This is a genomic window from Bacillus sp. FSL H8-0547 (assembly GCA_038002745.1).
In the GTDB taxonomy this organism is placed as follows: Bacteria; Bacillota; Bacilli; order Bacillales; family Bacillaceae; genus Bacillus_P.
Genome location: JBBODD010000001.1, coordinates 526,185 through 539,835 on the forward strand (window position 1 = coordinate 526,185; position 13,651 = coordinate 539,835).

Consider the following 13,651-nt stretch of genomic DNA (forward strand, 5'->3'; position numbering starts at 1 on the left):
TTTTATTAAAGGTATCATGTGAGCTGAACGTGTTCAATGTGTTTTTTTTCACAAAGTGTTCAAATTTCATGTAATCGCTTTCACAAAGCTGTAGTATAATAGGAATATACTCACAGAAAGCGATTACACTTTAAACTACTACCCTTAAAATAAACACAAAACGGAAGGAGACATTCACATGATTTTAAAAGCATTGAGGCGCAACAAGCTTGTAACGGTAAACTATTACATCGACGGTGCAGTCCAGACACTGAAAGGCCGCGTCCGAAATCTCGATTTGAGCGATCAGACCCTGTCACTTGAAGACGAAGATAAGAATGTCTTTTCAATCAGGCTGGCGGGAATTAAAGAAATTTATTAAGAACTGAAAAGAGCATCAAAAACTGATGCTCTTTTTTGTGTCTCAGGTGAAACGAAATCCTCTTTTCTCCGTCTACTTCAATACACGCCATTTCCAGAAGGAGGAAAAAATGAGAAAGATTCTTTTTGCCGCATTTATTTATACCGTACTCGCCGGCTGCAGTCAGCAGGAGAACAACCAGTCATACGCAGCTCTGCTTATGGCAGATGGAAAAGATTATTATGCAGAGGGTTTGTCTGAACAGTATTCGCTTGGAATAGAGCTTGGGACGATTTCAAATAAACTGGATGCAAGTGTTAAACCATCGCAGAATTTTTGGTCGAATTATCTCGATAAAGGGACAGTCCTGTACCGCGCCAAAGAGAAAGAGGATGTGATTCTAGTGAAAAAGGGAGAAAAAATAGAAGTTTTTAAAGCTGCCGAATAAGGCAGCTTACTTTTTGAAGCGGCTTCCGCTGTTCGAATAGACAAGTGTGAAAACAACAGAAGCAATAAACAGCAAGGTGCCGAACATAAAAATCAGCAGGCTTCCACGTGCGTCGCCAATCTCCCACAGAAGGATGCTGAACGAGATGACAAACATCATTTTTCCGTAAAACCTGCAAAGAGCAGGCGTGTCATATTTTTCTTTTTCTTCTTTAGAAAGCGTATTATACCCTGCTATTAAATTCGCCCATTTCCCCTGATAGAGCATCGCGCCGGCTATGATGAAAAGGGCCATGATCAGGTAGGATATCATCTGCACTCCCCCTTCTGGAATGGATAAGTGTTATACGATTGAAACGGAATAAAGTTCCGGATAAACAAGAAAAAAACATACCTATTAAAGGCATGCTTTCTTCCATCATCTAAACTCCTGAACAACAATCCCTTTTCCGTTCTCCACTGTCACGTCCGCAAAAGCACCGTTAATCAGGGTCAGCTGAGGCGGCTGATGTCCGCAGTCAATGTCATAGATGACAGGGACCCCAAGTTCTGATGCAAGGTCCTCATATACATCCTCTGCCGTATACCCCTCTACAGGATGGTTGGCCGGGCTTCTGCCAAATAGAATCCCTGAGCAATTTTCAAACCAGCCGGCCATTTTCAGCTGGACAAGCGATATACGCAAATCCGTTGCGGAAAGCGCGCAGTTTTCAAAATACCAGAGGATCGGATCGCCGGCGATATGTTTTTCGGAAAAGGCTTTAACATCACCAAGCGGCGTGCCTGCCAGATGCTTAATCACATCAATGCAGCCTCCGAGCAGGCGTCCTTTGGCCTGTTCATCTTGGCCGGACACTGTTTTCCAGACGGTTGGTTCTGTCAGATGATAAACATGAGGTGTCGGGTTCTCGTGCTGCCACTCTTTTTGATATTTTTCAGAGGACGTCTGAGTTACTTTTCCTCCCCTTTCAGTTTTCAGCACAGTTTCCCACATCGCAGTGGTTGGGTCGGACAATTCTCCTCTTAAATCAATCAGATTCGTGCCGTGAGCTGTTGCCATCCCCGTTTTGAGGGTAATGGCCAGTGTAAGCACGCTGACATCGGAGTATCCCAAAATCCATTTTTCCTTTATCGCATCGTAATCAACACCTTCAAGCATTTCCATCGCAAGCTCTCCGCCCCACGGAGGAAGAATGAAGTCAATTCGATCATCCTGCATCATTTGATTAAATTCCTCTGAGCGTTTTGCTGCGTGTGCGGATTTTGCTTTATCCTGGGTCCAGGCTGTTTCACCTGTGATAATTGTATATCCCCTGGATTCCATTCTCGCCGAAGCCTGTTTTAAAAGACCGTGCAACTCCGGCTGCACACCTGACGACGGTGCGGTCACTCCTATTACGGCATTCGATTTTAACATTGGATATGTAATCATTTTATCTGCCTCCCGATGGATTTGAACGATTAAATTTCCTGGAAAATAAGATTATGTCTGTTCCTTGGCGGCTGAAATACCAGCCGCCTCCCTGAACTCTTTCGGGGAAATGCCTTCAAGCTCCCGGAATACGCGCGCAAATTGTTTAGGGTTTTTGTAGCCGACCCTGTCACTCACTTCAAAAATTTTCAAGTCAGGATCCTGAAGCAGTCGCTTGCTGTTTTCAATGCGGACTTTTTTCAGGTAATCGACGAAATTTTGACCCGTATTTTCTTTGAACACATGGCTGAAGTAAGAGTAGTTCAGGGATATGTGATTGGAAACAACTGCAAGGTTCAAGTCTTTTTGATAGTTTTCACCGATAAATGCAAGTGCCTGTTCCATATAGGTTTGTTCAGTTGAAATCGACCTCAGCTGCTTCATATATTCATGAAGCCTCAGGATCAATTCCTGTGTTTCATGAAAATAATGATAGAAATCGCGGAAGCTGTAGAGGTCCTCCATATGGGACAGCTTTTTAAATGCGGCTTTTGATTCTTCTCCGAACCGCTCAAAAAAAGGTTCATAGATGATTCTGTTTGTTTCGTGATGGATACTCTCAAGATAATCGATTGAATAGGACGTAATCCTTTCGTGATCTAGAACTTTCAACAGAAGAGACTTGATTTCCTGTTCTCTGATTGTTCCGAGCATGTTTTTGATTTTCTTGATTTCTTCTATGGGAAGCATGTCTGCTGCAGGTTTAGATGTTACCGTGTTGTAATCAATATATGAGTGTCTCGGGTGGACAAACGAATATTTGCATGCCTCTGCTGCTTCCAGATAGGCCTCTCTGATCTCTGAAAAATCGGTTTTCTGCCCGCTGCAGCCCAGCTCTGCTTCAGGGATGTGCTGCTTAAGCAAATCAAGAACAGTCTGATCTTCTGTCAGAATGACGGTCCGGTCTTTCTGGTCCAGGAACAGGATTTCTTTTTTCAGCACCTGCTCTGCCTTTTCAAAGAGATTTCTCCCCTGATTCATAACGGCAATGAAATAGTGTCCGCTCTTAGCTTCAAGCTTTGACTGCCCGCAGATTTCTTTGATCCGTTCTTTTGACAGGAGCGGATTCAGCAGGATGTACTGAATTTGTCTGAGCTGTTCCTCTTCCTGTTCCTGCTGAACGAGTGTTTTTGTCTTTTCCAAATCTTCCATCGAACTGCGGACGGTCTGAAACAGCTCGTTTCTGTTCACTGGTTTTAAAAGGTAATCTTTTACTTTGCATTTAATGGCTGCCTTTGTATATTCAAAATCGTCATATCCGCTTAAAATGATCAGGATTGGTTTTTTGTCCGCTTCCTGCAGGGTGCGGATCAGCTCAATTCCGTTCATGCGAGGCATTTTTATATCTGTGATGAGAAGATCGATTTGTTCCCTGCTCATGATATCCAGTGCCTCAAGCCCGTCTCCAGCAAGGAAGGTATTGATTTCGCTCGGGAATTCCCGTTCAATCATGGCTTTAATGCCAAGGCGTATATTTGATTCATCATCCGCTATTAACAGATTGTACATGCTGCAAGTCCCCCTTTGTCTGCAAGTCTGGTACTAGGAATGAAACTTTTGTAAAAGCTCCCTCTTTGCTTTCTAATTGAAGTCCATGATCGGTTCCGTAATGCAAGAGCAGCCGCTCATTTACATTTACAAGCCCGATTCCTGACCCATGAAGCGTTTCGGTATGCTGTCCTGCTGTGATTTTTTCAGACAGGCGTTCTTTCTCCCTGTCATTCATACCGGTCCCGTTATCTTCTATCTCGATCAAGATTCCGCTGTCTATTCTATTTGCACTTATTTTGATAACGCCCTGCTTTTCAGCAAGCAATGGAATCAGACCATGCTTGACCGAATTTTCCACAATTGGCTGAAGAGACATTTTCAGCACTTCTGATGCCAGCAGGTGGTCCTGCACATCGACTTTTAGCGTCAGCCTGTTCTCAAGCCGCAGATTCATAATTTCAATATAATGCTTGATATGCGTCAGTTCTTCCTGAAGCAGCACAAAATCGTTTTTCCATTTCAGATTGTAGCGCATCATGGAACCGAGTGATGTCACGGCATCGGACGTCTCGTAATCTCCTTTTATTTCAGCCATCATCTTGATGTTTTCAAGTGTATTGAATAGAAAATGAGAATCGATTTGCGTTTTAAGAGCTTTAAGCTCCGCTTCTTTTGTTACCGCATTTTTATGAATGGCTTCAGCAATCAGGCGGTTGATTTTTGCCAGCATGCTTCTGAAATGATAGGCAAGCTGTCCGATCTCGCTGTATTCATCCACCTCGACTTTCACACCGAAGTCACCAGCTTCTGCTTTTTTCATCGTGCTCATCAGCCTGTACATCTCTTTGAGCAAATACGAGATCATTTTGTATGTTAAAAAGGAGAGAATCAGCACGAGGAACACAATTCCCCCAAGGACAAGATTTCTTGTGTTTTCTGTATCTGCAAAAATCGTTTCAAGAGAGACCAGGCTCAGCATATAGGAGTCGATTGCTTCAATATAGACAGCTCCCACAAGGATGGGAAGCTCATGGTCTTCATAATAAAAAGAGAAGGATTCTTTCTTCTTTTCTTTTTCAAAGTGGCTTGTCAGTGTATCTATACGAATCTCATTTTCTTTTAAAAAGCGGTTATCAGGATTGACGATATAATTGCTGTTCTGGTCAATGACCATCATCGCAGAATCACCTGCGTCAACCGTGCTGAACATTTTCGGGAAAAAGTTCTTTTGAAGCATGCTGATTTCGATGATGCCCAAGTGTTCATCCTTCGGGTAATCCAGCTCCCGCAAGACTGAAATCTTGGCATTCGCCCGGTATGGATAGCGTCCGAGGATATCGTAATCCTGCTGTTCATACCACCACATTTCCATGCCGTTGCGGTCGATGGCTTCCTGCTTCCATGGCTTATCAGCAATCCGCTCCTCACTGAAAAGGATCGGCCACATTTCGTTTACGAAGGGATTGTTTGTGTAAAGGTGAATGTTTTCAATGGTTGGATTATTCACTTGAAGCCTTGATACATTTGAGAACGCATTCATTTTAAAGTTCAGCAGATCGTCCACATTTGTCTCATCTCTTGATTTCACAAAATCGATAAATTCATTATCAGAGACAACCATCTGTGCCGTTCTCCTCATCGATTCGATATTGTTTTCAATATGAACTTTTTCTACTTCAAGGAGATATTCATTTTTCGTTGTAATGTCCTTTATCGCACTTTCATCCACTTGCCTTGTGTAGATCAGGGTAAATGCGACGACTGGAATCATGATGATGAAAATATATAAGGCGATGAATTTTTGCTGCAATGAGAGTTTGAGGAACATTTCGAAGATCTTCGTTTTTATTTTTCCTGCCATGAGGACACCTGCTGTTCTTTTGACGTTCTTTTTAGTATAAGGGATTTCTTTTTCGGATAACAGGGAAAAAAAGGCTGCCGAAGCAGCCCTTTTTCCTTACTTTTCTCCAGCATTCAGTTTTTCATTATTCTTTTCAAACATCTTTTTCTGATACTCTTCTACTTTGTCATAGCCGTAATCTTCACGTTTTTTCAAGTAAGCTTTCATCACCTTATCAAACTCTTTGTCTGATTTTGCAAGAAGCAGCTTCGGAAGTGTTTTTCCCCATTCCTGGCTGATTTTTGTACTTGCAATGGCTTCTGCAGAAGTACCTGTAGGATTCAGGCCGTCATAAGCTGCAAAGCTGACTGTTTTGCCTTTTGTCCAGTCTTCCAATTGCTTGAACGGCTCCGCAGTAGGCGGGTTCCAAGGAAGACTCATATTCGTATCCATCAGCATCCAGTGTTTATAAGAAGCACCGTATTGCTGGTCGAAAGCTGTTCTGTCCTTGCTTAGAAGGTCAAGAACTTCCGGTTTGAACTGAGGTTTTCCGTCTGTCTCATCGTACGTCACGCCTTTTTCACCGAAGAAGAAATCTTTTTGTCCTTCTTCACTGATCAGGTAGCTTAAGAAAGCAATGGCACGGTCTTTGTCTTTTACATCTTTGGAGATAAGAGTAACTGTCCAGCCGGAAATGCTGTCCCCTGCAAGTATCGGTTGATCGCCTGCAGCGTTAGCAGGACCATCAACAGCGATATAGACAGAATTTGGATCTTTCGCATAAAGAGCCTGCTGCTGAGCAGCCATGTCACTGCGCTGATAAAGCATAGCGAAGTAGCGGCCCTGGGCGATTTTCTCTTCCATTTGCGGGCGTTTGTCTACAAAGATATCTTTTGCAAGCAATCCTTCTTCATTTGCTTCTCTGAATGTTTTCAGCCATTTTACATATTCTTTATCTTCTGTGCGATCATACAGCTTACCGTCTTTTTCCATAGGAATGGCTAGGAAATTTTGAAGGTAAGCTTCAAGTGATGTATTGCCTACATCTGTAAATTCATGAAGGCCAAGCGGAATAAGCGGTGCACCATTTACTTCCGGAAATTTTTCTTTTGCAGCTTGAAGAGCTGAAACAAACCCTTCAGGTGTGCTCATATCAGGACTTCCAAGTGCTTCGTACATATCTTTTCTTACTAAGAATGTTTGGTTAGAAGGCTTTAAGTCTTTGTATTTTTCAAAATCCTTCGGAGAAGAAGATGCATTCGGGTAAGCGTATACATTTCCGTTCTCCTGTTTGTACCACTCAAGCTTTGCGTTATCTGCTACTTTAAAGAAATATGGATCATATTCTTCAGCAAGTTCATTTAATGGAAGAACCAGTTCGCCTTCCTGCATTTTCTTAACAGCATCTTCCCACCAGCCAAGGGTAATAAAATCAGGAAGCTTGCCGGATGCAATCATCGTGTTCATTTTCTCTGCTTCGTTTCCGGCAGGAGAAATGTAGTTGATTGAAACGCCTGTTTTATCTGTTACATACTTTGAAACTGCGTCCTCTCCCCATTTTGATGCGAACCAGGAAAAGTTGACATACCAGTCAAATGTAATCGGCGATGTATCTGCTTTCCATGCAGGCTCATCTGCTGAAACAGGCTTTTTGTTTTCTTTTTCCCCTGATGAAGCGGTTTCATTATTGCATGCAGCAAGCATGGAAAGAAGAAGAACCGCAATAAGGAAAATGGACAGACTCTTAAACTTTTTCATAGTAAACCCCTCTCTAGTACTTCATTATAATTGACTTTCTTTCTATATGCATCAGCCCTTTACAGAGCCGATCAGCATCCCCTTTACAAAGTACTTCTGAAGGAACGGGTACACAAGAACAATCGGCAATGTCGTGATGACCATGGTTGCAAGCTTGATCGATTGTGACGTCACCGTTTTTGTTGTGATGCTGCCTGGAGCATTCATCATCATCTGGTTGGAACTGGATTCAGCAACAACTTTGTACAAATAGGTTTGGATCGGCTGAAGTTCCGGATTATTGACGAAAATGACCCCTGCGAAATAATCATTCCATTGATAAACACCCTGGAATAGTGCGATTGTAGCAATAACCGGCATCGACAGCGGCACAATAATCTTGATAAAAATCATAAAGTCATTGGCTCCGTCAATTTTTGCTGCCTCTTCCAGTGATGGCGGAAGCTCTCTGAAGAACGAGACAAAGATAATAAGATGGAAAAAGTTAAACATGGTCGGAATGATATAGACCAGGAAGTTATCAAATAATCCCAGGTCACGAATCAGAAGGAAGTAAGGAATCAGTCCTCCGCTGAAAAACATTGTGACGATACCGATCATCATGTACAGTTTTCTTCCATATAAATCTCTTCTTGAAATCGCATAGGCTACCATCGCTGTGAAGAAAACGTGTGTGATGGTTCCAATAACCGTTTTCGCAATCGTGACTCCGAATGATGTCAGAATGCCTGAGTTGGCAAAAACAGCTTCATAGTTTTGAAGAGTAAACTCCCTAGGCCACCAGTAAATGCCGCCATTAGCTGCATCTGCACCTTCATTCAGGGAGTTGACGATAACATACCAGATTGGGTAAAGCGTTATTCCGCAGATCAAGAACATAATAATGATGTTGATGTTGTCGAAGATGTATTCACTTTTTGTTCTGCGGTTTAATTTAAACAGTTTCAGCACGTGATCTCCCCTCCTTAGAATAATGAAGTGCCGTCAAGCTTTTTCGTAATTCTGTTAGCCGTGTAAAGCAGAATAAAGGCAATGATTGCTTTTAAAAGACCGACTGCCGTTGCATAAGAATAGCGCGCATTTTGAACACCCATTTGATACACATAGATATCAATAACATTGCTAGCGCTTTCATTTAATGCATTACGGAGAACCAAGATCTGGTCAAAGTTTGAATTCAGCACACCGCTGACTGCCAGGATGAAAAGAATCGTAATCGTTGGACGGATCGAAGGCAGTGTGACATGCCACATTTTCTGAAAACGGTTTGCCCCGTCAATTGTCGAAGACTCATAGAGTTCAGTAGATACGCCCGCTATTGCTGCAAGATAGATGATTGCAGACCAGCCGATTTCCTTCCAGATATCCGAGATAATCACAATGCCCCAGAAGTACTGCGGTTCAGCCAGGAAGCTGATGCGTTCATTGATAAATCCGAGATTAAGTAAAATGTCATTAATAATGCCAATATCAGATAACCATGTTGTTAAAATACCGCCGAGAACAACCCATGAAAGAAAATGAGGCAAATACGTAATCGTCTGAACCATTTTCTTAAACTTCAGTGAAGTCAATTCATTCAGCATCAAGGCAAAAATGATTGGCAGCGGAAAGCCGATAATCAGCTTAATCAAGCTGATGCCAAGAGTGTTCTTCAGTACAGTCCAGAAATTCTCATCCTGCAGAAATTCTTTAAACTGCATAAGTCCAACCCACGGAGCCTCTCTGATTGTGCTGATAATGCTGAACTCCTTAAAAGCTATAATCAGTCCATACATCGGCACGTAGTTGAAAATGAACATCCAAACCATACCGAGCAGCGCCATAACCTGCAAATATTTTTGGGAGTTCATCCTCTTTAGATCCCGTTTTACTCTTCCTTTTTTTGTACTGGGCGCAATTACTTGCTCCTCTGCCCGTACAATCTTCGCTTCCATCTGCTCACCACCCCGATTTCTATGATGTTTTCTATCTGTCCTCATTGTAAGAAAAAGTGCCCTCCTGCATAAGTTAGGAAATTTCATGTAAGGTATCAGAATTTTGGATTGGGTATATTCCCTCTGAAATAAAGGGTGTCACAAGTACTGGAGAAACAGAGCAAAATGTGCGCTGCAAAGCGGTTATTTCCCCATGCTCCGTATTCTTTTCTAACATAAACTGCTTTTGAAGGGAGGGAATAACTTGGATAAAAGAATAAACGATTTATTTGCAAACTATGACCGGCACATCGATTACAGCAAAGTGCCTACTATAACGAAAAAGCATTTGCAGGAAAAAATAGAACAGACAGGAAAGGTTCTCCTGCATCAAGAGAAAAAAGAAGCTGGACAAAGTCCTGCCGCATCCGGAATTGATGCTAATACACTCATGCTGCATGACGAAATCGTCACACGTGCTGCTATTGAAAACACACTGCATGTCATAGTTAGAATGATCATTGCTGACTCAGAGATAGTTGATAGCTTTCTTAAAGATGTAAATGAACTAAGCAGTCAGAAACCGAAACAAAAGAAGAGATTTTTTGATTTCTTCAAAAAACCAAAAAACGAACCTGCGGACTTTCATGATCAAACGAAGACAATGTATGCGGTTCTTTTTGAACTAGGGGAAAAAATAAAATGAAATAAGGGCAAAAACCGTAATGAAAACGCACGGTCACAAGTCTCTTTATCTCATATGCTATAAAAGCTTTACTTCATGTAAAGCGCAAAAATATAGAAAGGAGGCTACTAAATGAGTATTGAAAACAGAATTATCAATGATAGTTTTGAAACAGGAAGCTTTCCTCCATGGACAGCTGTCAACGCAGTCATTACCACACAATTCTCTCACAGCGGTTTCGCAGCTGCCAGATTAACAGGCGGAAATGCCAATGCATTTCTCTACCAATTTGTTGAAGCGAGCCAGGGTGAGACTTTTTTATTGGAAATTTCTCTTGGTAAAGTTGGCGCATCTCCTAGTCCTCTCATTTCAGTAACGCTTGGCTTTTACGATGACGCATTTAATTTCCTGGGATTTGGAACCATCCTTAATATCCCTCCTAACCGTCTACCGGATTCAAACCAGTTTCACTGGCGGAGCATTTATGAAAATACCGCCCAGGCACCTTCTGGTACAACTCAGGCACTAATCCTGGTAAACAAATTGCCGCTTGCCGGATCAGCTGATGTTGTGATTGATGACATTTCTCTCTTCGCTATGGGAGGTGCCGGTGTCGGGCCAACTGGACCTGCTGGACCTACTGGGGCTACTGGACCTGCCGGAGCTACTGGACCTGCTGGGGTCACTGGACCTGCCGGAGTCACTGGACCTGCTGGGGCTACTGGTGCTGATGGGGCTACTGGACCTGCCGGAATTACTGGGCCTGCTGGAGTCACTGGTGCTGATGGGGCTACTGGACCTGCCGGAGCTACTGGACCTGCCGGAGTCACTGGTGCTGATGGAGTCACTGGACCTGCTGGGGCCACTGGACCTGCCGGAGTCACTGGTGCTGATGGAGCTACTGGACCTGCCGGAGTCACTGGTGCTGATGGGGCCACTGGACCTGCTGGTGTTACTGGACCTGCTGGGGTCACTGGACCTGCTGGGGTCACTGGACCTGCCGGAGTCACTGGTGCTGATGGGGTCACTGGACCTGCCGGAGTCACTGGTGCTGATGGGGCCACTGGACCTGCGGGTGTTACTGGACCTGCTGGGGCCACTGGACCTGCTGGGGCCACTGGACCTGCCGGAGCCACTGGACCTGCTGGGGCCACTGGACCTGCTGGAGCTACGGGACCTGCCGGGGCTACTGGACCTGCTGGGGCCACTGGACCTGCCGGAGCCACTGGACCTGCTGGAGCTACGGGACCTGCCGGGGCTACGGGACCTGCTGGAGCCACTGGACCTGCCGGAGCCACTGGACCTGCTGGGGCCACTGGACCTGCTGGAGCTACTGGACCTGCTGGGGTCACTGGACCTGCCGGGGCTACTGGACCTGCCGGGGCTACTGGACCTGCCGGGGCTACTGGACCTGCCGGGGCTACTGGACCTGCCGGGGCTACTGGACCTGCTGGACCTACTGGACCTACCGGGCCGTGATTTAAAGCAAATTTTTACAAAGGTGACCTGGACTCGTTCCAGGTCATTTTTTCTATTAATCTATTTGTGACAGTCATAATCCAAATCTTAATCCCGCTGCCCGCAAAAACACCTCTGACTATTCATCAGAGGTGTTTTTCAGCATATTCATTGCTTTGTATAGTTCAACGTCATGTTCACTGATCTTAGACAGCAAATACTTTGCTGACAATCTCAAATCTCTTACTTCATCACCAAGTTTCTGAATATCCTCTTCGTGGTCATCTCCTCCTGAATGAATGGCCCTGGAAAGCTTATACAGCTGTTCCTCTGCCTTATCAAGCCTTGAATCCACTTGTTTTTCAAGTGCATCAAACCGTTTATCCATACTGGATTTTAATTCTGTAATGGCCAGCAGAAGTTCCCTGTTTTCCACGAATATCCCCTCGCAATTGGTTAGTAGGAAGCATACATTTATTATAGTTTCAGTGAACAGGAGTTACTAGGATAAACGCGATAAATATTTGTAAAACATTTGCAAACGATTTTGGGTTTGGATTGTTAAAGCACCTGTTTAGACTGTTAAATCCTTGATTTGGATTGTTAAGCAGCATATCAGGATTGTAGACTCTTTATTTGGACTGTAAGCATGTCTTCAATGACCTCTTGAAGGGTGAAAACTTCAAAATGTTTGCCTTTCTGCTGCATTTATGAAGTTTTTATATTGAAAGATAGAAAAAGACAAGGAGATATACGAAAATCATACCTCCTTGCCTGAACTCTACACGTTCTGAATCATCCCTTAGAACAGAAGAACCTATTTTTTCTCATATTTTTCTGTCATTTCTTCTTTTTTCTCCTGAATGGAGTCCTTCAGGTCTTCGCCCTCTGTTTTAACTGTATCAAGCAGCTCTTCATGAGTATCCTCCGCATAATCTTTCAGAATTTCATGTCGCTGATCGACCAGGCTTGTAACCTCCTGACGGATATCATACTCAATTTGTTCTTTTTCCTGGAGATATAAGGCTGCATCATTCAGTCTCTTTTTCTCCTCATAAATCATGTTTGTTAACTCTCTTTTTCTTTCATAAAGATCATTTTGCTTCTTGCTTTGCTCTTCCCAGACTTCATTCCAGTTTTTATTGCCCCAGTCCCACCATTCGTTCCAGAGGCGCAGGCGCTCATCTTCCCATAATTCCTGGAAGTCTTCAGCCGTATCAACGGTTTCATATTGACCGCCGCCGGCCTGAGCTACAGACATGAGCTGTTTTTGGCCGCTGCTGTCTACATCAAAACCAATGATATTGACAACCGCTTCAATGTTTGAATCATGGAGTTCTTTTGCTGCTTTAGCAGGATCTCCGTCGCATGTTTCAATTCCATCGCTTACGACATAAATGATATTTTGTCCCTGCTTATCTGATTTCTCAAAGTCTGCTTTTGATTCTGAAATGGCTTTAGCGATTGGAGTCCAGCCGGTTGGCTTAAACTTTCCAAGTGAAGCTTTAAATTCGGCCTCATTATAAGGCTTCAAATCATAGACTACTTCTGTGCTGCTGCAGGATAGCTGTTTATCACTGTCGCTGTTGCTGCCTTCCTGGCCATAAACTCTAAGTGATACGTTCGCTCCTTCAGGCATGGAAGCAACAAAATCATTTACAGCTTTTTTTGCCAGATCCATTTTGGTTTGTCCGCCGATTTTCTGAGCCATACTGCCGCTTGCATCCAACAGGATTGAGATATTTGTATTAAGTCCAATCTCACCGTTTTCAAGCGTCATTCCTCCAGGCATATTGCTTAAAGAAGTCTCTATGCTCGGATTGAATTCTTCATAAAAATCATAAAAAGGCTTGTAATTCTCCCCCTCGTTCACAAGAGCAAGCAGCTCGCCATAGATCTGAAAGCTGTCCTTATCAGCAAACGACTTTTCGTCTAAAGCTTTATGTATAACCGCTTTATTGTAAGCATTCCCTGAATATTTTCCAGGTTCTTCTTTTACAATGTCTTCAATGCTCCCGGCTATCTCAACCTCATCCTCATTTTCTTTCTCAGAAACGTCTTCTTCTTTTTTAGTATTCTCTTTTTTCTCTTCATTTCCAGACGCCTGTTCCCCGCCTCCGCATGCCGCAAGCGCAAACAAGATGAATAAAGCTGACAGCAGCATCAGGCATATCTTCTTCGTACGCTTCATTTTTTCACTCTCCTATTCTTTTTACCATAATTAATAAAATATGGATCTTTATAA

The 13,651-nt window shown here is 43.4% G+C and carries 13 protein-coding genes and 1 pseudogene; 5 read left to right on the plus strand and 9 right to left on the minus strand.

Translation table 11 applies throughout. The features are described 5' to 3' along the window. Positions 1-178 precede the first annotated feature (178 nt). Entirely contained in the window at positions 179-361 is a 183-nt protein-coding gene (locus tag MHB63_02635; protein ID MEK3805484.1) for a YolD-like family protein, read from the plus strand. Between the two features lie 109 nt (positions 362-470). After that, complete coding sequence (locus MHB63_02640; GenBank protein MEK3805485.1) at positions 471-788, plus strand: membrane lipoprotein lipid attachment site-containing protein; 318 nt, start codon at positions 471-473, stop codon at positions 786-788. 6 nt (positions 789-794) lie between these two features. Here the strand turns inward: MHB63_02640 and MHB63_02645 are convergent, their stop codons facing one another. The 7 genes from MHB63_02645 to MHB63_02675 form a co-directional block, all read right to left on the minus strand. Beyond that, on the minus strand, positions 795-1,100 hold the full coding sequence (locus MHB63_02645) for a DUF3784 domain-containing protein (GenBank protein ID MEK3805486.1): 306 nt from the start codon (positions 1,098-1,100) through the stop codon (positions 795-797). A 105-nt stretch (positions 1,101-1,205) separates the two neighbouring features. Next, on the minus strand, positions 1,206-2,219 hold the full coding sequence (locus tag MHB63_02650; GenBank protein MEK3805487.1) for a S66 peptidase family protein: 1,014 nt from the start codon (positions 2,217-2,219) through the stop codon (positions 1,206-1,208). Positions 2,220-2,270: 51 nt separating this feature from the next. Further along, complete coding sequence (locus MHB63_02655; protein MEK3805488.1) at positions 2,271-3,767, minus strand: response regulator; 1,497 nt, start codon at positions 3,765-3,767, stop codon at positions 2,271-2,273. Next, positions 3,742-5,610: a sensor histidine kinase gene (locus MHB63_02660; protein MEK3805489.1), complete on the minus strand. Its 1,869-nt coding sequence runs from the start codon at positions 5,608-5,610 to the stop codon at positions 3,742-3,744. The genes MHB63_02655 and MHB63_02660 overlap by 26 nt, the downstream gene beginning before the upstream one ends. Before the next feature lie 96 nt (positions 5,611-5,706). Further along, complete coding sequence (locus MHB63_02665; protein MEK3805490.1) at positions 5,707-7,293, minus strand: extracellular solute-binding protein; 1,587 nt, start codon at positions 7,291-7,293, stop codon at positions 5,707-5,709. A gap of 105 nt (positions 7,294-7,398) precedes the next feature. After that, complete coding sequence (locus tag MHB63_02670) at positions 7,399-8,289, minus strand: carbohydrate ABC transporter permease (GenBank protein ID MEK3805491.1); 891 nt, start codon at positions 8,287-8,289, stop codon at positions 7,399-7,401. A gap of 23 nt (positions 8,290-8,312) precedes the next feature. Continuing rightward, on the minus strand, positions 8,313-9,284 hold the full coding sequence (locus tag MHB63_02675; protein MEK3805492.1) for an ABC transporter permease subunit: 972 nt from the start codon (positions 9,282-9,284) through the stop codon (positions 8,313-8,315). A 244-nt stretch (positions 9,285-9,528) separates the two neighbouring features. Between MHB63_02675 and MHB63_02680 the strand changes: the two genes are divergently transcribed. The 3 genes and pseudogenes from MHB63_02680 (at position 9,529) to MHB63_02690 (ending at position 11,497) form a co-directional block, all read left to right on the plus strand. Further along, positions 9,529-9,969 (plus strand): hypothetical protein, encoded by a 441-nt coding sequence (locus MHB63_02680; protein MEK3805493.1) that lies wholly within the window; start codon positions 9,529-9,531, stop codon positions 9,967-9,969. A gap of 111 nt (positions 9,970-10,080) precedes the next feature. Further along, a pseudogene (locus MHB63_02685) lies at positions 10,081-10,533 on the plus strand (NTTRR-F1 domain). 25 nt (positions 10,534-10,558) lie between these two features. Next, positions 10,559-11,497 (plus strand): hypothetical protein, encoded by a 939-nt coding sequence (locus MHB63_02690; protein ID MEK3805494.1) that lies wholly within the window; start codon positions 10,559-10,561, stop codon positions 11,495-11,497. Positions 11,498-11,545: 48 nt separating this feature from the next. On the opposite strand, the gene MHB63_02695 is transcribed toward MHB63_02690, so the two are convergent. Together MHB63_02695 and MHB63_02700 are read right to left on the minus strand one after the other, a co-directional pair. Beyond that, entirely contained in the window at positions 11,546-11,842 is a 297-nt protein-coding gene (locus MHB63_02695) for a hypothetical protein (GenBank protein ID MEK3805495.1), read from the minus strand. Between the two features lie 381 nt (positions 11,843-12,223). After that, positions 12,224-13,597 (minus strand): VWA domain-containing protein, encoded by a 1,374-nt coding sequence (locus tag MHB63_02700; GenBank protein MEK3805496.1) that lies wholly within the window; start codon positions 13,595-13,597, stop codon positions 12,224-12,226. Positions 13,598-13,651 lie beyond the last annotated feature (54 nt).

What these genes read in the sequence shown, in the direction of transcription:
- MHB63_02635 (MEK3805484.1), top strand. Translation starts at nt 179, where the DNA reads ATGATTTTAAAAGCATTGAGGCGCAACAAGCTTGTAACGGTAAACTAT.
- MHB63_02640 (MEK3805485.1), top strand. Translation starts at nt 471, where the DNA reads ATGAGAAAGATTCTTTTTGCCGCATTTATTTATACCGTACTCGCCGGC.
- MHB63_02645 (MEK3805486.1), bottom strand. Translation starts at nt 1,100, where the DNA reads ATGATATCCTACCTGATCATGGCCCTTTTCATCATAGCCGGCGCGATG.
- MHB63_02650 (MEK3805487.1), bottom strand. Translation starts at nt 2,219, where the DNA reads ATGATTACATATCCAATGTTAAAATCGAATGCCGTAATAGGAGTGACC.
- MHB63_02655 (MEK3805488.1), bottom strand. Translation starts at nt 3,767, where the DNA reads ATGTACAATCTGTTAATAGCGGATGATGAATCAAATATACGCCTTGGC.
- MHB63_02660 (MEK3805489.1), bottom strand. Translation starts at nt 5,610, where the DNA reads ATGGCAGGAAAAATAAAAACGAAGATCTTCGAAATGTTCCTCAAACTC.
- MHB63_02665 (MEK3805490.1), bottom strand. Translation starts at nt 7,293, where the DNA reads ATGCTTGCTGCATGCAATAATGAAACCGCTTCATCAGGGGAAAAAGAA.
- MHB63_02675 (MEK3805492.1), bottom strand. Translation starts at nt 9,284, where the DNA reads ATGGAAGCGAAGATTGTACGGGCAGAGGAGCAAGTAATTGCGCCCAGT.
- MHB63_02700 (MEK3805496.1), bottom strand. Translation starts at nt 13,597, where the DNA reads ATGAAGCGTACGAAGAAGATATGCCTGATGCTGCTGTCAGCTTTATTC.